Source organism: Pseudomonas sp. Irchel 3H9 (genome assembly GCF_900187495.1).
Taxonomy (GTDB): Bacteria; Pseudomonadota; Gammaproteobacteria; order Pseudomonadales; family Pseudomonadaceae; genus Aquipseudomonas; species Aquipseudomonas sivasensis.
This window is the reverse complement of record NZ_FYDK01000014.1, coordinates 23,187-41,664: the sequence shown is the minus strand read 5'-3', so window position 1 is coordinate 41,664 and position 18,478 is coordinate 23,187. Positions and strand designations below refer to the sequence as shown.

At 58.6% G+C, this 18,478-nt stretch carries 16 protein-coding genes, 1 tRNA gene and 2 pseudogenes; 5 read left to right on the top strand and 14 right to left on the bottom strand.

From position 1 onward, the window contains the following. Nucleotides 1–248: pseudogene (locus CKW32_RS27925) on the top strand (acetyl-CoA carboxylase biotin carboxylase subunit); the annotation flags it as partial. A gap of 249 nt (nucleotides 249–497) precedes the next feature. On the opposite strand, the gene CKW32_RS27920 reads toward CKW32_RS27925, so the two are convergent. From CKW32_RS27920 to CKW32_RS27900, 5 genes are all read right to left on the bottom strand, one after another. Continuing rightward, nucleotides 498–573 (bottom strand) — tRNA-Gly (locus CKW32_RS27920). Between the two features lie 60 nt (nucleotides 574–633). Next, a complete protein-coding gene (gene pgsA, locus CKW32_RS27915; protein WP_032886611.1) occupies nucleotides 634–1,194 on the bottom strand; it encodes a CDP-diacylglycerol--glycerol-3-phosphate 3-phosphatidyltransferase in 561 nt (186 codons plus the stop codon). Between the two features lie 32 nt (nucleotides 1,195–1,226). Next, nucleotides 1,227–3,050, bottom strand: coding sequence for an excinuclease ABC subunit UvrC (uvrC, locus tag CKW32_RS27910; protein WP_095186526.1), 1,824 nt, complete (start codon nucleotides 3,048–3,050; stop codon nucleotides 1,227–1,229). A gap of 1 nt (nucleotide 3,051) precedes the next feature. Beyond that, entirely contained in the window at nucleotides 3,052–3,693 is a 642-nt protein-coding gene (gene uvrY, locus CKW32_RS27905) for a UvrY/SirA/GacA family response regulator transcription factor (RefSeq protein WP_032886613.1), read from the bottom strand. A 151-nt stretch (nucleotides 3,694–3,844) separates the two neighbouring features. Continuing rightward, nucleotides 3,845–4,210 (bottom strand): helix-turn-helix domain-containing protein, encoded by a 366-nt coding sequence (locus tag CKW32_RS27900; RefSeq protein ID WP_032886614.1) that lies wholly within the window; start codon nucleotides 4,208–4,210, stop codon nucleotides 3,845–3,847. 82 nt (nucleotides 4,211–4,292) lie between these two features. Between CKW32_RS27900 and CKW32_RS27895 the strand changes: the two genes are divergently transcribed. Then, nucleotides 4,293–4,532, top strand: a complete 240-nt coding sequence (locus tag CKW32_RS27895; protein ID WP_095186525.1) for a DNA-binding protein — start codon at nucleotides 4,293–4,295, stop codon at nucleotides 4,530–4,532. A 35-nt stretch (nucleotides 4,533–4,567) separates the two neighbouring features. On the opposite strand, the gene CKW32_RS27890 is transcribed toward CKW32_RS27895, so the two are convergent. After that, nucleotides 4,568–4,993 (bottom strand): GNAT family N-acetyltransferase, encoded by a 426-nt coding sequence (locus CKW32_RS27890; protein ID WP_095186524.1) that lies wholly within the window; start codon nucleotides 4,991–4,993, stop codon nucleotides 4,568–4,570. Beyond that, the gene (locus CKW32_RS27885; RefSeq protein WP_032886618.1) at nucleotides 4,994–5,743 is read right to left on the bottom strand and encodes a carbon-nitrogen hydrolase family protein; all 750 of its coding nucleotides are present in this window, start codon (nucleotides 5,741–5,743) and stop codon (nucleotides 4,994–4,996) included. Between the two features lie 146 nt (nucleotides 5,744–5,889). Between CKW32_RS27885 and CKW32_RS28705 the strand changes: the two genes are divergently transcribed. The 3 genes from CKW32_RS28705 to dkgB all read left to right on the top strand — a co-directional run bounded on the left by CKW32_RS28705 (nucleotide 5,890) and on the right by dkgB (nucleotide 8,420). Further along, entirely contained in the window at nucleotides 5,890–6,024 is a 135-nt protein-coding gene (locus CKW32_RS28705; RefSeq protein WP_256585361.1) for a hypothetical protein, read from the top strand. A 341-nt stretch (nucleotides 6,025–6,365) separates the two neighbouring features. Continuing rightward, nucleotides 6,366–7,430 carry a 3-deoxy-7-phosphoheptulonate synthase gene (locus CKW32_RS27880; protein ID WP_032886619.1) on the top strand — a complete coding sequence of 355 codons (1,065 nt, stop codon included), beginning with the start codon at nucleotides 6,366–6,368 and terminating at the stop codon, nucleotides 7,428–7,430. 171 nt (nucleotides 7,431–7,601) lie between these two features. Continuing rightward, complete coding sequence (gene dkgB / locus CKW32_RS27875; protein ID WP_095186523.1) at nucleotides 7,602–8,420, top strand: 2,5-didehydrogluconate reductase DkgB; 819 nt, start codon at nucleotides 7,602–7,604, stop codon at nucleotides 8,418–8,420. Here dkgB and CKW32_RS27870 read toward each other — a convergent pair. The 7 genes and pseudogenes from CKW32_RS27870 to CKW32_RS27840 all read right to left on the bottom strand — a co-directional run bounded on the left by CKW32_RS27870 (nucleotide 8,417) and on the right by CKW32_RS27840 (nucleotide 18,338). After that, complete coding sequence (locus CKW32_RS27870) at nucleotides 8,417–8,839, bottom strand: hypothetical protein (RefSeq protein WP_032886621.1); 423 nt, start codon at nucleotides 8,837–8,839, stop codon at nucleotides 8,417–8,419. The genes dkgB and CKW32_RS27870 overlap by 4 nt on opposite strands. A gap of 134 nt (nucleotides 8,840–8,973) precedes the next feature. Then, on the bottom strand, nucleotides 8,974–12,591 hold the full coding sequence (locus CKW32_RS27865; RefSeq protein WP_095186522.1) for a transporter substrate-binding domain-containing protein: 3,618 nt from the start codon (nucleotides 12,589–12,591) through the stop codon (nucleotides 8,974–8,976). 1 nt (nucleotide 12,592) lies between these two features. Further along, nucleotides 12,593–13,222 (bottom strand): response regulator transcription factor, encoded by a 630-nt coding sequence (locus CKW32_RS27860; protein ID WP_032886624.1) that lies wholly within the window; start codon nucleotides 13,220–13,222, stop codon nucleotides 12,593–12,595. Nucleotides 13,223–13,503: 281 nt separating this feature from the next. Next, a complete protein-coding gene (locus CKW32_RS27855; protein ID WP_032886625.1) occupies nucleotides 13,504–14,220 on the bottom strand; it encodes an MgtC/SapB family protein in 717 nt (238 codons plus the stop codon). 16 nt (nucleotides 14,221–14,236) lie between these two features. Beyond that, nucleotides 14,237–16,942 (bottom strand): magnesium-translocating P-type ATPase, encoded by a 2,706-nt coding sequence (mgtA, locus tag CKW32_RS27850; protein WP_095186521.1) that lies wholly within the window; start codon nucleotides 16,940–16,942, stop codon nucleotides 14,237–14,239. 442 nt (nucleotides 16,943–17,384) lie between these two features. Next, nucleotides 17,385–17,978: pseudogene (locus tag CKW32_RS27845) on the bottom strand (GNAT family N-acetyltransferase). A gap of 15 nt (nucleotides 17,979–17,993) precedes the next feature. Beyond that, on the bottom strand, nucleotides 17,994–18,338 hold the full coding sequence (locus CKW32_RS27840; protein WP_095186520.1) for an FKBP-type peptidyl-prolyl cis-trans isomerase: 345 nt from the start codon (nucleotides 18,336–18,338) through the stop codon (nucleotides 17,994–17,996). Nucleotides 18,339–18,478 lie beyond the last annotated feature (140 nt).

Below are 18,478 nucleotides of genomic sequence, written 5' to 3'. Positions count from 1 at the left end.
ATTCGCACCTGTACAGCGGCTACAAGGTTCCGTCCAACTACGACTCGCTGATCGGCAAGCTGATCACCTGGGGCGCCACCCGCGACGAGGCCATGGCCCGTATGCGTAACGCCCTGGACGAAATCGTGGTCGATGGCATCAAGACCAACATCCCGCTGCATCGGGACCTGGTTCGTGATGAAGGCTTCTGCGAAGGTGGTGTGAACATTCACTACCTGGAACACAAACTGGCGGATCAGCATGGGTGACAAGCCGTCAAAGTTGCTGAGTTCCTGTTAAAGAGTCAGCACCCAATACTCCTCCGATAACCTGAAGAGGCAAGCCAACATACGATTTCCAGGCGCCCCGTAAAAACGCCATAAGACACTACTCAAACGTACGGGATTACCCTGGTTTACAGTGGTTTTGCGCAGAAACGAAAAAAGACGCCGAAGCGTCCATTCCATAAACCACAGGCAAAAAAAAGCCACTCTATTGAGTGGCTTTTTCGTAATGCTTGGAGCGGGAAACGAGACTCGAACTCGCGACCCCGACCTTGGCAAGGTCGTGCTCTACCAACTGAGCTATTCCCGCTTGGTGATGCGCATTCTATAGAATCCTGAGCACCCGTCAACCTCTTGATTCAAAAAAGTTTTATTTCTTTTCAACAGTAGTGCGCAGATGTGGCCAGGCAGCGCGCAGATACTGGAGCATCGACCACAGGGTCAGACCGGCGGCGATAAGCAGCAAGGCGTAGCCCAGCAATACCCAAAAGGAGAAATCCGACGGGTTCGCCAGCAGGATGACCAGCGCGAGCATTTGCGCGGCAGTTTTCCATTTCCCCATGTTGGACACGGCTACGTGGGCGCGGGCGCCAATTTCGGCCATCCATTCGCGCAGAGCCGAGACGACGATCTCACGACCGATGATCACCGCGGCCGGCAGTGTCAGCCACAGATTACCGTGCTCCTGCACCAGCAGGACCAGAGCGACAGCCACCATCAGCTTGTCGGCCACGGGGTCCAGGAACGCGCCAAAAGGCGTGCTCTGCTCCAAGCGGCGGGCCAGGTAGCCGTCAAGCCAGTCGGTGGCAGCCGCAAAGGCGAACACCGAACTGGAGGCCAAGTAGCTCCATTCGTACGGCAGATAGAACAACAAAATGAAAATCGGGATAAGCAAGACGCGTAGAACGGTGATCAGATTAGGGATATTCATCGGCACAACTGGCTACGAGGTGGAAAGGCATTCTATTCGCTGTGCAGATTCGCATAAATCAGCTCAGCGAGCTTTTTACTGATACCGGGTGCTTTGGCTATCTCGTCAATGCTGGCACGGGACAGCTCCTGCAAGCCACCAAAATGTTTAAGCAAGTCGCGACGTCGCGTCGGGCCGACCCCGGCCACCCCTTCCAGAGTTGAGGTTCGCCGGGTTTTGCCACGGCGGGCGCGGTGGCCGGTAATGGCGAAACGGTGAGCTTCGTCGCGAATCTGTTGAATCAAATGCAGCGCGGGCGAATCGCCCTTCAAAGTGAACTCATGGGCGGCATCATTCAAGTACAACGTCTCGAAACCCGCTTTGCGTGTGGCCCCCTTGGCCACGCCGAGCAGGATCAGGTCAGGTACCGCCAGCTCGTTGAGCACGTCGCGGGCCATGGACAGTTGCCCCTTGCCGCCGTCGACCAGAAGGATATCCGGCAACTTGCCCTCCCCGTCCTTCAACTTACTGAAGCGGCGCGTGAGAGCCTGGTGCATGGCGGCGTAGTCATCGCCGGCGGTCACGCCTTCGATGTTGTAGCGCCGGTAGTCGGACTTGATCGGCCCTTCCGGACCAAACACCACACAGGAGGCTACGGTGGCCTCGCCGCTGGAGTGGCTGATGTCGTAGCACTCCAGGCGCTGTGGTGGCTCGTCCAGATTGAGGACTTCGGCCAGGGCGTCGAACCGTGCGGCCACATGCTGCCGGTTGGCCAGGCGCGCACTCAGGGCCTGCTCGGCATTGGTCACCGCCAATTGCTGCCAACGCGCGCGGGTGCCGCGTACGCGGTGGCTGATGTCCAGCTCGCGGCCACGCAGTTCGTGGATCGCCTCGATCAAGGTGGGGAAGTCTTCGTGCACTACGTTGACGATCAGCTCCGACGGCAGGTCGCGCTCAGGGCTGCTCACGTAGTACTGGCCCAGGAAGGCGGCCATGACTTCGGCTACTTCCTCGTCGATACCGGTCTGCGGGAAGAAGTTCTTGCTGCCGAGCACTCGCCCGCCGCGCACGCTGATCAGGTGCACACAAGCGCCGCCCGGGTTGACGAAGGCCGCTATCACGTCAACGTCGCCGGTGCCACCTTCCATGCTTTGTTGGTCCTGGACACGGCGCAGCAAGGAGATCTGGTCGCGTAGCTCCGCAGCCCGCTCAAAATCCAAGGTACTCGCCGCCTGCTCCATGGCTGCCGATAGCTCATCGGTGAGCGCATTGCTGCGTCCTTCTAGGAACATCACCGAATGGCGCACATCCTCGGCGTACTCCGAGGGCTCCACCAGGCCCACACAGGGCGCCTTGCAGCGTTTGATCTGATATTGCAGGCAAGGCCGCGTGCGATTCTTGTAGAAACTGTCTTCACACTGGCGCACAAAAAAGGTTTTTTGCAGCAGGCTCAAGCTTTCACGAATTGCCCCAGCGCTGGGATAAGGCCCGAAGTATTTGCCCTTCGCCTTCTTCGCCCCGCGGTGAATGCTCAGGCGCGGGAAATTACCGTCCGATAAAAACACATAGGGGTAGGATTTATCGTCACGCAGCAGAATGTTGTAGGGCGGCCGCCATTCCTTGATCAGCGTCTGCTCAAGCAACAGCGCTTCGGTCTCATTGGCGGTGATGGTGGTTTCGACCTGGGCGATGCGCGCTACCAGGGCGGCAGTTTTCGGCGCGAGACCGCTCTTGCGAAAATAGCTCGCCAGACGATTCTTCAGGTTCTTGGCTTTGCCGACGTAAAGCAGGCGGGCCTCGCTGTCGAACATGCGGTACACGCCAGGGCGGCCACTGCAGGTTGAGAGAAAGGCACTCGGATCAAACGGTGTGGTCATGTCAGGCGCTGGCGTCCACCATGCCGTGGCGCACCGCGAGCAGGGTCAATTCAACATCACTGCTGATGGCGAGCTTCTCGAAAATGCGATAGCGGTAGGTATTAACGGTCTTGGGTGAGAGGCACAGTTTGTCGGAAATCGTCTGCACCTTCTGGCAACCGACGATCATCAAGGCGATCTGGATTTCCCGCTCCGACAGTGCATCAAACGGCGAGTCGCTGACAGGCTGGAAGGACTTGATGGCCAACTGCTGAGCAATCTGCGGGCTGATGTAGCGCTGGCCGGCAAACACCAGGCGAATGGCTTGGACCATTTCCGCCAAGCCTGCCCCTTTAGTGAGGTAACCCGCAGCACCAGCCTGCAGCAGACGTGTCGGGAACGGGTCTTCCTCGCACACAGTCACCACCACGACTTTGATGTCCGGATGGCTGCGCAGCAATTTGGTCGTTGCACCAAGACCGCCGATCCCAGGCATCTTGACGTCCATCAACACCACATCGGGTTTCAACTCCCGGGCCTTAATCAGGGATTCCTCCCCCGACTCGGCCTGGCCGACTACTTGCAGGCCATCGATGTCAGCCAGCATTCGTGTAATGCCTGTACGAACGAGATCATGGTCATCGACTACTAGCACCCTAATCAAGCAGACACCTCGCGAAATGGTCTTATAGGTTGCCGAACACCTTAGCAAAAAACCAAGGCGCAGACCTAGTTGCACGCGTCATATATATGGAGTTTGGTTAAGCGACGGCCACCCGCCGGGAGGCGGATGGCTCAATTTGCTGGGCGAAGCGTCAGGAATCCTGGGGGTTTGGCTTGGCTTTTCCATTCATCGACGATGAATGCTCGGCCAAAGTAGAGGTCAGGCGACGGATCGCAGCCTGGTCTTCCTTGAACATTGCGCGGTAATCCCCGAGTACCTTCTCTTCGATGTGGCTCAGGTTTTCCAATTGAATCGGCGTGGCTGCGCCAGTCAAAACGTACAGCACATCCACACCTCTCGCGGCGACGCGAGACAAGTAGTCCGCTTTAGGTGCACGTCCTCCACTTTCGTATTTACCTTGTGCGTTGGCTTCAACGCCTCCGATTTCACCAAATACTTTTTGCGACAGACCAAGTCGCTCCCTTTCTTGCCTCAAACGCAAACCGATTCCACTCATTTGGATGTATGATCCTGTTTGGCACACCCCAAGAGGTGACACTCTCATCCCTTATTTAAACAAACTTGAACGGTTTTGAACTATGCCCGGAATCCGTACCGCAGCACAAGCCAAGGCCTGGCTGGAACACCAAGGCAAGTCAGTTCAAGCGTTCGCTCGAGAACATGGCGTCGATCCGGCAACCACCTATCAAGTGCTCGCTGGGCGCAAAAAGGGACGGCGTGGGGAGGCCCACAAGGTAGCGGTCCTTTTGGGTATGAAAGAAGGGATTATCCTTTCTGAGACTGATGGCCAAAACGCCGATCAGGAAGTCAACTCCTGAAGCCAGTATGCGCTTATTAGAATCGAACGCATGGTTTAGCTGCAGACACGCTCCATACGCAAGAAGTAGTCTTCTTCGCCCACGATATTGAATCCCATACGCAGATAGAGTTTTTTGGCCGGATTCGTCTTGAACACGGTCAGGCGCAACAGGCCCAGCACCTGCGCCTTGAGCGTCATCTGCGCCAATACCCAACTCCCGGCGCCGATCCCGCGACAGTCTTCGAGCAGATGCAACTCCCGAATGTAGAGCGCCCGGCTATCACGGCTCAGACTGATAAACCCCAAAACGGTGTCGTCCCGGCAAATCAGCCAGTTTTCCCGACCTGCCCACGCGGTGTCGAAGCCATCGTTGGACCACCACAACCCGTACTGAACGTAATAGCGGGCCATGGCTTGTTGGGTCAGCGTTCGTGCAAAGGACAGGTCCTGGTCGGTCGCAGCGCGCAGGTGAAAGGCCATTTACAGAGCTATCACTTGGCTGGTCCAACGCTCGGCGTGGCGACTCGCGATCAGCAGCGCATTCCCTACCCCGGGCACAACAGCAAGCAAACTGCCATCGGCGGCCCAGATCGCACTGCGACCCGCGCAGGCCCAGCCACCCGAAGGCCCACCATGATTCGCCATCAACACCAGCAAGCCATATTCAGCGGCGTAGCCTTGGAGCAGCGCACTGTCAGTTGCGTAGCCGCCTTCACTGATCAGCACACCGGCGGCATAGACAGTGGCGCCCACTTGCGCCGCAGCACGCGGATGACTGGCGTGGGAAAAGTCTGCACACACCGCCAGTGAAATCCGGTCAGCCCCAAATTCAACAACAGCACCGCCCTGCCCTGGGACAAACGCGGCTTCTTCGCCGTCATGCAGATGTTGCTTGGTATAGACCGCCAGGGAGCCGTCCGCGCCCAGCACCAGAGCACCGATCAACACACCCGCCTCTGGCGCCAGTCGGATCGGCATACCCACCACCGCCGTCAGTCGCAGCTCCTGCGCCATTTCACGCAAGGGCGCCAGCACCCGATCCTCTGGCGCAATCGCCAGTTCAGCGGCCAGCGACGGCTCATAGCCCGTCAACGACAACTCGGGGAACACCAGCAGTTGCACCCCCTGCTCCGCTGCAGCACGCATAAATGCCAGGTGGCGTTCGATGTTGGCCGGCACATCGCCCGCAATGGAAATGGATTGAGCAGCAGCAAGGCTGAAGGCAGTCATGGTCGCGTCCAAGCAATCGGTATGTGAGTGTGACCAGCATATCGGCACTCACCCCATAGCCGTAAGTACCCCCATACAATAGAAATTACTGATTGAATCTCCCTGCTTGCCTCTAGTAAGCTCCGACCATCATTTGGAGACACACCATGTTGCAACTCACCCACACTCAGGTTTGCCCTGCTGCCAGCGCCCAGCGCTCGGTGTCGGCTACCCGTGTGAACGGTTCGAGCGCACTGGTCAGCTTTTATTTTGGGTATTGGTTTAGCCACTGGCGCGCCTGATACCTGAAATCGGCGCCCACTACTCAAGGGGTCGCCTACCAGAGAAATCTAACCCCCGGTCGGCTCCCCGACCGGGGGTTTTGTTTTTCAGGCCTCCATACACTTTTCAACTTGGTCAAGAACACTTAAAGGAATCACGACATGAACTACGCCACCTATTACCGCTACGACACTTGCACTGCATGGCGATTTAGCAAGCTCCGCTCGGGACAGCCTGCCGCCTCCGATCGGTCACCTATTGGTGGCAAGCCAACACACGTAGCCGATACGGCCAATTGTCGAACACCCCAGTAGGCCAAGCGCGCGGGAATAGCCCGCCGCTTGACCAGGAAGCCTTGAATATGAATTCCTCCGTCGCCGCTCTACCCGTTGCCGCTCTGACTTGCGCCAATGAAACCCTGACCCAGCGTCTGCCCAGCTCCCTTGAGCTCAAGCACCAACTGCCCCTCAGCCCGTTCCTCACTGAACAGATCCACGCCCATCGCCAAGCCGTGCGCGCCATCCTCAATGGCGAAGATTCCCGCTTGCTGGTGATCGTCGGCCCATGCTCGATCCACGACCCGGAATCGGCCATGGAATACGCCCGCAACCTGAAGAAACTGGCCCTTGAGGTCAGTGACCAGATGTTGCTGGTGATCCGCGCCTACGTCGAAAAACCACGCACGACGATCGGCTGGAAAGGCCTGGCCTACGATCCTCGCCTGGATGGCAGTGATGACATGGCCGCCGGTTTAACCCTGTCACGCGAATTGATGCGCGAGATGCTACGCCTGGGCCTGCCCGTCGCCACTGAACTGCTGCAACCCATGGCCGCCGGCTACTTCGATGACCTGCTCAGCTGGGTGGCGATTGGCGCGCGCACCACGGAATCGCAGATCCACCGCGAAATGGCCAGCGGCCTGGGCATGCCCGTGGGCTTCAAGAACGGCACCGACGGCGGCGTCGCGATTGCCTGTGACGCCATGCGTTCGGCGTCCCATCCGCACCGCCACTTCGGCGTCGACAGCCAGGGCCACCCGGCCATCATTCAGACCTCAGGTAACCCCGATACCCACCTGGTGCTGCGCGGTGGTCACCGTGGGCCGAACTACGATGCTCAGAGCGTGGCAGAGGTGAAGCACGGCCTGACCCAATCCAAGGTCATGCCACGGATCATGGTCGATTGCAGCCACGCTAACAGCGGCAAGGATCCGCTGCGTCAGCCGGCCGTCTTCAATGACGTGCTGGAGCAACGCTTGCAGGGTGACACCTCGCTGATCGGCATGATGCTCGAAAGCCATTTGTTCGAAGGCTGCCAGCCGTTGAGCCCTTCGATGAAATACGGTGTGTCAGTGACAGACGGCTGCCTGGGCTGGACCGCCACCGAGCAGTTGTTGCGAGCGGCTGCCGAGCGCCTGCGCGCTTAAGATTGATCGTTCAAGGCGCTGCTACAGTGGGTACAGCGCCTCATGCCCCAGCCCCACACACTTGCCATTCGTGACATTCAGTCAAGAGTCCTTTTCGGATTCGACTGTGTTTGCAAAGGAACGACGAGGGGATACTTGACTCCATTGCCTACAGCCCTAATGGAGTTACTGATGTCTATCCTCACGCAAAAAGTCCCCGCCTTCGGCCTCGGCACCTTTCGCCTGCAAGGCCAAGTGGTGATCGACTCCGTCAGCACCGGCCTTGAACTGGGCTACCGCGCCATCGACACCGCGCAAATCTACGAGAACGAAGCAGATGTCGGCCAAGCTATCGCCGACAGTGGCATCCCAAGGGATGAGCTGTTTATCACCAGCAAGATCTGGATCGCCAATTTCGCCGAAGGCCAACTGATCCCAAGCCTCAAGGAAAGCCTGCGCAAGCTCAAGACCGATTACCTGGACCTGACCCTGATCCACTGGCCATCGCCGGAAGACCAAGTGCCCGTCGCCGAGTTCATGGGGCAGTTGCTGGAAGCCAAACGCATGGGCCTGACGCGCCAGATTGGTATTTCCAACTTCACCATCGACCTGATGAAGCAGGCCATCGCAGCCGTGGGCGCCGAGCACATCGCTACCAACCAAATCGAACTGCACCCCTACCTGCAAAACCAGCACGTCGTGGATTTTGCCACCGCCAACGGTATCCAGATCACCTCATACATGACTCTGGCTTACGGCGAAGTGCTCAAAGACCCCGTGATCCAGCAGATCGCGAAGCACCACCAAGCCACCCCGGCACAAGTCGCCCTGGCCTGGGCCATGCAGTTGGGTTACGCGGTCATCCCATCGTCAACCAAACACGCCAATCTGGAAAGCAACCTCAAGGCCATGCAGCTGACCTTGAGCCCTGCCGATATGGCGCAGATTGCCGGGCTGGAACGTGGCCACCGCTTGACCAGCCCCAAGGGCATCGCGCCGAAGTGGGACTAAACCCCGGCCACCGTTTTGCGCGATAATTCGCGCAGCCACGGCAACACCCGCAGGCCGACCGTGGCCTCGGGTGGGTCGATAATGTCCATGAAATGTTCGAGATTGACGTTGTCCGGCACACCGGGAAGCCGTACCACCACCGCCGATGTTGCGCCGCAGGGTGCCCCCAAATCCAGGTGATCGTAGACCAGTACATGGCGCACCTGGGGCTGGGGCCCGCAGCCATGGGTTATCAAACCCGCGCTGATAATCAGCACGTCAAAGGGTTCGGCTGGGATAGCCGTGAGTATCTGGACTTCTTCGAAGGTTTGTACCGGCACGATCCGGTGGTACCCCAACTGATTGAGCATTTTTTCGATGTACAACCGTTGCAGGTGTTGTTCATCAGCAATCAGGATGGTCAGTGCTTTGTTCGGCATGGCAAACACCTGGGCAGGCAGCGCTCGTCAGTGAGCGCCGCCTATTTTCCAGACATATCCCGAAGACAAAATCAGGCATATTCCCGCTTCGCGTAGGAGTTCTCCCAAATCAACCGAATGGCCCTCCTCCTCAGTCAAGCCTGATTGCCATAACGACTCAGGCCGTGCTGCAACTGTTCGATGGCCGCGTCTACGGACTCAACTGCAGCGTCCAACGCCCCCCTATCACGCCGCTCACATGCGCCCTCCAAGGTCTCGCAGCAGGAGGTCAGCACCTCAGCCTTGACCAAGCGCGCGCCTCCTTTGACACGATGAGCCAGGTCGTGAAGCTTGGCGAAAGCGCCTTGCCCTTTCAGCGTCGACAGCAAAGCACGGTCCTCTTCGAGGCTGTCCAGCAAAGGCGTCAGCAGTTCGCTGAGAGCATCGTCATCGCCCTGCGTCAGCGTGAGCAGCGGGCTTAAATCAAACGCTGCTCCGGCGTTATCCGTGGCGACTCCGGCGGTCCGTGGTGCCAAGGCCAAGCGCAAGTCTTCAAGACCGGTAGGTTTAAACAGGCAACCGTCCATGCCTGCTTGCCGGCAGCGTTCAGCCTCTTGCGGCAGTGCGTTGGCGGTGAACCCAAGTAACAGGCACGGCGTCAACCCAAGCTGGTGCTCTTGTGCACGAATGTCACGCGCCAACGCGTAACCGTCCTTGAAGGGCATATTGCAATCGGTGATCACGCCATCAAAATGTCCGGCCTGCCACAGTGCAAATCCTTGTGCACCGTCCTCTGCCGAAGTGATGCGATGCCCCAGAAAACTTAGTTGTCGAGCCAGCAACAAGCGGTTGGCTGGGTAATCATCCACCACCAGAATGTTTAACCCACGGGCGGGCGGTATATGCGGGACCGGTGCAGAGACCGGCACGGCGGTGGTCATCGCAAGCGCCAATGTCACGTCCACTCGCGTGCCCTTGCCCAGCACGCTACTCAAATGCAGTTGACCGCCCATCATCTCGCACAGGTTACGGCTGATCACCAACCCCAGACCCGACCCACTTCGCCCTGGCTGCTCATTATTACTGCCTTGGATAAAGGGGTTGAACAAGCGCTGCTGGTCTTCGGCGCTGATGCCAATGCCCGAATCCTCCACCCACAACCGCACGTTCAGTTGGTCACTGTCCAACACAGGTACGCCCTGGGCGCCCAGCGACACTTGACCGGAGGCGGTGAACTTGATCGCATTGCCCAATAAATTGGACACCACCTGCTTGAAGCGCAGCGGGTCGACGATCACGGGTCGATCTATCAACGGGTCAAGTTCCACTCGCAGCAACAGGCCCTTGTCCCTCGCCAACCCCTCAAACACCCGCGCCACGGAGGCCAACAGTTCGTGCAGATTGGCTGGCTCCAGGCTAAGGGAAAGGTGGCCGGATTCGATCCGTGCAATGTCGAGAATATCGCCGATCAACTCCAGCATGCCCCGGGACGCCACCGACGCGACCTCCAGCGCATCCCGGTCAGCCCTGCCCTGTTCGGCATTCTTCAGCGCCAGCTCGATCATGCCGATCACTGCGTTCATGGGAGTGCGGATTTCATGACTCATGGTCGCCAGGAACGTAGTCTTGGCACGATTGGCCGCGTCAGCCTCCTCCTTCGCTTCCTGCAACTGGCGCAACAGGCGCTGGCGCTCGCTGACATCCACCCAGCCCGCAATCATGCCCACGACACTGCCATTGCTATCGCGGTACGGGAGCATCCACTGGTAAATGGTCAGAACGCCACCACCCGGCACCTTGAGCACGCGGTCATGGATCTGCGGCTCACCCAACTCCATCAAACGCAAATAATCGGCATGAAACGAACGGGCCTGGGGCGGGTTACCTGTATCGGTTTCCACCACTGTCTTACCGATGACGTCTTCCAACTTGAACCCGAATACATCGAGATAGGCGTTATTGCAGGCCATCAAGCGACCCAGGCGATCACGCACATAAATGGGGTGCGGCGTGCCATCAATCAGCACACTCATAAAACGCATCTGGTCGCTCAAAGCACGTTCGGCCTGGGCGCGTTTGCGAATCAGATTACGCAGGTAGAACACCCAGCCCAGCGTCACCAGCAACAGCAGCGCGGCTAAGCCGAACCCTTGGATAATCATATTGCGGTGACGCATCCAGTAGTTGTCTTCGATGATGATCTCGCTGCGCCAATGGTTGGTCAGCTCATCCATTTCTTCGGGTGAAATGCTCAACAACGCCTTGTCGAGGATCGAGTACAACTCCAGTTCGCTGCGGTTGACTCCAAACGTAATCCGCGCAGGCTCCCTCCCGACCGTACTGGTGATACGCAAACGCTTAAGGTAATGGCGCGCGATCATGTAGCGCGCGCTGATCAGCGAAACCGCCGTCGCATCGACGCTGCCATTGGCCACCCATTCCATTGCCTGCTCAGGGTTCTGAGCGTCGACAAACCCGATATTGGGATAGTCCTTGGCGATTTGCGCGACCAGGCTGTCGCCGCTAACGATTGCCAGGCGCTTGCCGGGCATATCTTCCAGGGTCACCAGTTGCTCGTCGTCGGCACGCACCACCAACACATAGGGGTTGGACAGGTAAGGTCGGGTAAAACGGATCTTTTCGGACCGCTCGGCACTCGGGGTGACGACCGCCAGCATGTCCACACGACCCGCGCTGGCCTGATCAATTTGCACGGGCAGCGAACTGCCGCGCTCTACATCGAACTTCAAGCCTGTGCGCAAACTGATGCGCGACAGCACTTCGGCGCTCAACCCTTCGAATTGCCCCTGCCCGTTGAAAAAAGACAGCGGCACAAACTTGTCGAGCACCGCGATTTTCACCCGGGGGTTCTTCTCCAGCCAGCGTTGCTCGCTTTCACTTAAGCGCAGCTGATCCGCCTCCAGAAACCCGCTGCCACCGGCACTCCAACGACGTAGGATTTCCAGCTGCTGGCTGGCCGGAACGTCGGCCAAAGCAGCGTTGATGATGCCCAACAGGCGTGTATTGTCCTTGGCGAATGCGAACCCGAAAGGGTTGACCTCCAGTGCGGAAAAATCCGCCATGCGCACGTTGTTGAGGTGGTTCTTGTTGATCAGATAACGAGTGCTGATAGCGTCCCCCAGGTACACATCGGCCTGGCCGAACGCGACAGCACCTATGGCTTCGAAGGCCGAGGCAAATAAGAGCAACTGTGCATTGGGATAAAACGTCTGAACGGCGTCGGGCTGCATGTAGTGGTAGAGCATCGCCACGCGCTTACCCGAAAGGTCAGCTTTCAGCGCCTGGCTTTCCCCTGCGCGCGTTACCAGCGCAGGTTGGTCATTAGCGTAAGAACGGGACAGTACCAACTCCGAGTCAGCCGCCTCATAGCCATTGGCCGACCCCACAAAATCTACCTCGCCGGCCTTGAGGGCATCGATCACCTCATCGCGGGTGTCGTACCGCTTCACGTCGATCGAGACATTCAGTGCCTGGGCGACCAGTGCCGCATAGTCTGCGGTAATGCCCTCCAATTCATCGTTGTTGCTGCTCAGGTCAAAGGGGGCGAAATCAGGGGCCGACACGCCCATCGACAGCGTGCGCCGCTCGCGCAGCCAGCGCCAGTCGGCCTCGTCCAACACTACAGAAGGGTTTGCAAAAGTGGAGTGACCCAGCAGTTTCAGGTCGCGGGGTGCTTCGATGGCCATCGCCGCCCAAGGCAACAGCCCCATCAGCAGGATGGCCGCGTGTTTCGCCAGCCGGGAGGTAATCATTTCAGATCAGATGATTGCGCTGGGCAAACTTGGACAGATGAACCACCGAGGACATGCGCAACTTCTCCTTGAGCCGCGTTTTGTAGGTACTGATGGTCTTATGGCTCAACAGCATGTCCTCGGCGATCTCCTTGTTACCCAGGCCCAGCGCCAGCTTTTGCAACACCGTCAATTCGCGGTCAGACAGCGCCGCCACCAACTCCTGCTCAGTGGACTGCAGATCGTCGCGACGCACCGAACTGGTGGGCAGGCTGGGGAAGCAACTGTAGCCAGACCTGATCGCCCTGATCGCCTTCTGCAGCTCATCAAGTTCACCTGTCTTGGCGACAAACCCCATCGCACCAGCGCGCATGCAACGAGTCGAAAAGAACACCGCCAGATAAGAGGTCAGCACCAGGATCCTGCAAGGCAGCTCCAGCGCCTTGATCCGGCTGATCACCTCCAACCCACCGAGCTTAGGCATCGCCAGGTCAAGAATGATTAGGTCAGGGCGGGTTTCGCGAGCAATCTGCATGGCGTCAGCGCCGTTACCCGCCTGGTAGATTTTGTCGAAGCCCTCCTGCTTCAGCAGATATTTGACGGTGGCGCGTATAAAAGGGTGGTCATCCACTATTAAAGCTTTGTTGCTCATAAGACTCCCCTGAGAAGATCAGTACGCTTACATATCACGCGAGACCCAACTACCTGTGAAAAGTAACAGTTCCGACAAACGGTGCTGATTACTCCCTACAACAACTCAGGCAGTAAAGGCCCCTCCTTTTGAAAAAAACAGTAAACACGTAAAGCCGCGCCTTGATTCCTGAGCAGGCGCAAGCGCGCAACCTTAACAACCGACTGTTTTTTCCAATGAAGGGATAATCTCGACTAAATGTAGGACTTTTCCTCGGCACAGCAAGGTTGAGTCATCGAACGTTACTCGGTGGTACTCGGGCTCCAGAAGGCCTGTACCACCAGCGTCGACCTGGAAATCCGCACCACCAGGGCGTCCAACTCGTCACCGTCGACCGACGTCACCGCCAGTGTGGCTTCGATTTCCACCTCCTCGGTGCCGAACGGACGCACATCGACATCACTGGCAGGGTAGTTACAGCGCGCGAGTTCGGATTCCAGCAACGCCAATACCGCGGTTTGCTGGGTACGTCGGGCAATCACATACAGGATGTTGGTGACTTCCGCCGACACCACATCCAGCGGCTGGCGGTTGATGTTATTGACGATTGGCCGCAGCAAGGTATTGGCCGCCAGCACAAACAGCGTGCCCAGCAACGCTTCGAGCACCAGGTCGGCACCGGCACACGCCCCCACGGCCGCCGACGCCCACAGCGTGGCGGCGGTATTGAGGCCACGCACATTGCCTTCTTCGCGCATGATCACGCCAGCACCAAGAAAGCCGATGCCCGACACCACATACGCAACCACTCGCACCGCGCCTTCCGCCCCACCGAGTCGGTTGGCCATGTCGACAAAAATCGCTGCCCCCACCGCCACCAGCACATTGGTGCGCAGGCCCGCCGTGCGCTGCCGGTACTGGCGCTCGAAACCGATCAGGCCACCGAGGATAAACGCGGCGGTGAGGCTGACCAGGGTGTCAATCAGGGAGTTGAGGTTGATGTTGTTGATTGCTTGCATAGGAGAGCTTCCCTATTCATTGCCAGCCAAACTTACGGATGTAGTAGCCCTTCACCGCTTGGGTCAGCGCCATGTACGCCAGCAGGATCACCGGCAAAAACACAAAGTACAGCGACGGCAGCGCCTGTAATTTGAAGTAGTGCGCCAGCGGGCCCATTGGCAGGAAGATCCCCACGGCCATGATCACGCCCGTCATCACCATCAACGGCATCGCCGCACGGCTTTGCAGGAACGGGATTTTCGGGGTGCGAATCATGTGCACGATCAGCGTCTGGGTCAGCAGCCCCACCACAAACCAGCCCGACTGGAACAGCGTCTGATGGTCTGGTGTGTTGGCATCGAACACGTACCACATGAGTGCGAACGTGGTGATGTCAAAGATCGAACTGATAGGCCCGAAAAACAGCATGAAGCGCCCCACATCCCCAGGCTGCCAGCGTTGCGGCTTGGCCAGCATCTCGTCATCGACGTGGTCGAACGGGATCGCAATCTGGGAAATGTCATACAGCAGGTTTTGCACGAGCAGGTGCATCGGCAGCATCGGCAGAAACGGGATAAACGCACTCGCCACCAGCACCGAGAACACGTTGCCGAAGTTGGAGCTGGCGGTCATTTTGATGTACTTGAGCATGTTGGCAAAAGTGCGGCGGCCCTCCAGCACGCCCTCCTCCAAGACCATCAGGCTCTTTTCCAACAGGATGATGTCGGCCGCTTCCTTGGCGATGTCCACCGCGCTGTCCACCGAAATACCGATGTCCGCCGTGCGCAGCGCCGGTGCATCGTTGATGCCGTCGCCCATGAAACCCACCACATGCCCGTTGGCCTTGAGCAGGCGCACGATGCGCTCCTTATGGCTGGGCGTCAGCTTGGCGAACACATTGGTGGTTTCCACGGCCCTGGCCAACTCAGCATCGGTCATGTCTTCGATGTCGTTGCCCATCAACAGACCTTGCTGCTCCAATCCCACTTCGCGGCAGATTTTTGCAGTGACCAGTTCGTTATCACCGGTCAGTACTTTGACCGCAACACCGTGGGCTTTCAGGGCTTTCAGCGCAGGCGCGGTGCTTTCCTTGGGCGGGTCGAGGAAGGCCACATAGCCGATCAATGTCAGGTTGTTCTCATCTGCCAAGCTGTAGGTGTCGCGCCCAGGTTCCATCGGTTGCGCAGCCACGGCCACCACACGCAGGCCTTCTTCGTTGAACGCTGCGGTCACTTGGCGAATGCGCGCCAACAGCTCATCGGTGAGTGCTTCGTTGGTGTCGCCGTGGCGCACGCTGTTGCACACCGAGAGGATCTCCTCCACGGCGCCCTTGCAGATCAGCAGGTGCGGCAAGCCTTGCTCGGCGACGACCACCGACATACGGCGGCGGTTGAAGTCGAATGGGATCTCGTCGACCTTATGGAAGGCGGTGCCGACTTTAAGCTCGCGATGCACCTCCACATGTTCCAGCACCGCCACGTCCAGCAGGTTCTTCAGGCCAGTCTGGTAGTAGCTGTTGAGGTAGGCCATTTCCAATACGTCGTCGGATTCTTCACCCCACACATCCACATGGCGCGCCAGGAAAATCTTGTCCTGGGTCAAGGTGCCGGTCTTGTCAGTGCACAGCACGTCCATCGCGCCGAAGTTCTGGATCGCGTCCAGGCGCTTGACGATGACCTTCTTGCGCGACAAAAACACCGCGCCCTTGGCCAGGGTGGACGTGACGATCATCGGCAGCATTTCCGGGGTCAGCCCCACGGCAATCGACAGCGCGAACAGCAGCGCCTCGGTCCAGTCGCCCTTGGTGAAGCCGTTGATAAACAGCACCAACGGCGCCATCACAAACATAAAGCGGATCAGCAACCAACTGACTTTGTTCACCCCATGCTGGAACGAGGTGGTAGCGCGATCAGTGGCGGTCACGCGCTGGGCCAGGGCACCGAAGTAGGTGTTATTGCCGGTGGTCAGGATCACCGCCGTCGCCGCACCGGACACCACGTTGGTGCCCATGAACAGGATGTTGTCCAGATCCAGAGGATTGCGGGTATTGGCGTCCTGATGCTGGGCGAACTTCTCCACCGGCATCGACTCACCGGTCATCGCCGCCTGGCTCACAAACAGGTCCTTGGCACTGAGCACGCGGCAATCGGCGGGAATCATGTCGCCGGCCGACAGCACGATCAGGTCGCCGGGCACCAACTGCTTGATCGGCAACTCGACGCGCTTTGCCTCATCACGGCGCAGCACCGTGGCGGTGTTGCTGACCATGGCTTTCAAGGCATCGGCGGCCTTGTTCGACTTGGCCTCCTGCCAGAAACGCAGCAGCGTCGAGAGCACCACCATGGAGAAAATCACCGTGGCGGCCTTCATGTCTTCGGTCAGCCAGGAGATCACCGCCAGCAAGGTCAGCAACAGGTTGAAGGGGTTTTTGTAGCAGTGCCACAGATGCACCCACCACGGCAGCGGCTGCTCGTGCTCGACTTCATTGAGGCCGTGTTGCACACGCAGGGCATCGGCTTCCTGGGTGTTCAAGCCCTCGGCATGACTGCCCAACGTGCCGAGCAATTGCGTGGTGCTGCTATTGGCCGCGGCCACCAGGGTTTGCGCCAGGGTCGGCGGCACTTCGCGGCTGACGCTGGCGTCGGTGACGGTTTCGAGCATGGCCAGGCGACGGAAGTGCCGGGCGATGTGCCGGGTCCGCAGGAAGCCGGCGAAGAACTCTTTCAACAGAGTGAGGTTCATGGTGTTACTCCTGCGCGAGGAAAAACCGTCGTGCAGGTACTGCCGCTGCGCACCACGCCTGTCAGACAGGCGCAGTCAGCTTGGCCCGCCCACCGCAAAAGGCAGGCGCGTCCGTAGCATCCTGAGGTCACTCAGGTGCTGGTCAGCGTCGATGAAAGAGGATCGAGACAGCACCAGAACTGGCCGCTGTCGGGATGCCGCTTCTCGCTTTGATGGCGAGACAACGGCATCGGATAAATGCGCGTTACCTTGCCAAGCCTATGCCGGTTACCGAAACCGGCCGACTACTGTCACTCGAACAAGTACCCACTGAGGGTCTCCGCTATTGATGAAAACGCGCGAAGCTTACGCCCCGACTTCAGGAGAGTAAACCGTAGGAAAGTTTCCGCATGATGAATAAGAAGATTCTTCAGGATGGGTTCAGGTAGGCGTTTTCCTGAGCTCACTGAGGATCAAAATGTGGGAGGGCGCGATCCTGGGCAACCAATGCCAGATACCCATCAAGCTGCCCTTCGGCCAGAACCTTGACCTGGATCGACACATGGTTCACCTGGCGGCCCATCCTGATTCCCTCGCGGGTGCGCACCTCGACATAGCCGAGCTTCGGCCAGAAACGCTCGGCCTTGGAATTGCCAACAACCACTGTCAGCCGCAGCCACCGAGCGCCATTTTCGATCGCCCACGCTTGAAGATCCGCATGCACCTGCTGCGCCAGTCCAGTGCCATGAAAACGGGCATCCACCAGCAGCAGACCGATATGCCATACGCCATCTGCGAGCAAATCGGCCGCAATATTCACCACGGCGACCAGTTGCCCGTCCGCACCGCGATAACCCAACCAGTAGATCCGGCTGCAACGCCAGCCCGGGGGAAGCTGGTTCTGCAACGCTTCGTGCGCTTCGGTTGGCCTGGCAGGCTCGCCGTTAACCGCCATGAAGTAATCCGGCGCCCGCTCAAAAAAACGCTGGAGCTAAGCCTCATCGCCGGTCCCCAGTTCAACTATATAAACGTCCTTGATGGTGCAGTTGATATCCATATCGCTCGACTCTTCTCATTCATCCCGCGTCAGTACTTCCAACAACTCGATCTCAAAGCGCAGATTGCTGTTGGGCTTGATATGCGCGCCCATGGAGCGCTCGCCATAAGCCAGATGCGCCGGCACGTACAACGTACGCACACCACCCACCTGCATGCCCATCAAGCCCTGGTCCCAACCTTTGATGACACGACCAGTACCGATCACACACTGGAACGGCTTGCCCCGCTCCCAAGACGAATCGAACACCGTGCCATCTTCCAAGGTGCCTGTGTATTGAGTGGTGATCAGCGCGCCCTTGACGACGGCTTTGCCGGTGCCAGGGCGGGTGTCGGTGATCTGGAGTTCGTTGTTGCTCATGGGGGTTCTCGTTGAAGGCGAAAGGGCCGGGTTTTCCCAGAATCAGCGGGACTTGGCAAGTGCCAACGCCCAAATACCCATCACTCCTGGTGGCAAGCGAGCTTGTTGTGGCGAGCGAGCTTGCTCGCTCGCCACAACAT

Bases quoted from the DNA above. Each gene is read 5' to 3' on its own strand.
- pgsA (WP_032886611.1), bottom strand. From the start codon at position 1,194: ATGAATATCCCTAATCTGATCACCGTTCTACGCGTCTTGCTTATCCCG.
- uvrC (WP_095186526.1), bottom strand. From the start codon at position 3,050: ATGACCACACCGTTTGATCCGAGTGCCTTTCTCTCAACCTGCAGTGGC.
- CKW32_RS27900 (WP_032886614.1), bottom strand. From the start codon at position 4,210: ATGAGTGGAATCGGTTTGCGTTTGAGGCAAGAAAGGGAGCGACTTGGT.
- CKW32_RS27895 (WP_095186525.1), top strand. From the start codon at position 4,293: ATGCCCGGAATCCGTACCGCAGCACAAGCCAAGGCCTGGCTGGAACAC.
- CKW32_RS27890 (WP_095186524.1), bottom strand. From the start codon at position 4,993: ATGGCCTTTCACCTGCGCGCTGCGACCGACCAGGACCTGTCCTTTGCA.
- CKW32_RS27885 (WP_032886618.1), bottom strand. From the start codon at position 5,743: ATGACTGCCTTCAGCCTTGCTGCTGCTCAATCCATTTCCATTGCGGGC.
- CKW32_RS28705 (WP_256585361.1), top strand. From the start codon at position 5,890: ATGTTGCAACTCACCCACACTCAGGTTTGCCCTGCTGCCAGCGCCCAG.
- CKW32_RS27880 (WP_032886619.1), top strand. From the start codon at position 6,366: ATGAATTCCTCCGTCGCCGCTCTACCCGTTGCCGCTCTGACTTGCGCC.
- dkgB (WP_095186523.1), top strand. From the start codon at position 7,602: ATGTCTATCCTCACGCAAAAAGTCCCCGCCTTCGGCCTCGGCACCTTT.
- CKW32_RS27870 (WP_032886621.1), bottom strand. From the start codon at position 8,839: ATGCCGAACAAAGCACTGACCATCCTGATTGCTGATGAACAACACCTG.
- CKW32_RS27865 (WP_095186522.1), bottom strand. From the start codon at position 12,591: ATGATTACCTCCCGGCTGGCGAAACACGCGGCCATCCTGCTGATGGGG.
- CKW32_RS27860 (WP_032886624.1), bottom strand. From the start codon at position 13,222: ATGAGCAACAAAGCTTTAATAGTGGATGACCACCCTTTTATACGCGCC.
- CKW32_RS27855 (WP_032886625.1), bottom strand. From the start codon at position 14,220: ATGCAAGCAATCAACAACATCAACCTCAACTCCCTGATTGACACCCTG.
- mgtA (WP_095186521.1), bottom strand. From the start codon at position 16,942: ATGAACCTCACTCTGTTGAAAGAGTTCTTCGCCGGCTTCCTGCGGACC.
- CKW32_RS27840 (WP_095186520.1), bottom strand. From the start codon at position 18,338: ATGAGCAACAACGAACTCCAGATCACCGACACCCGCCCTGGCACCGGC.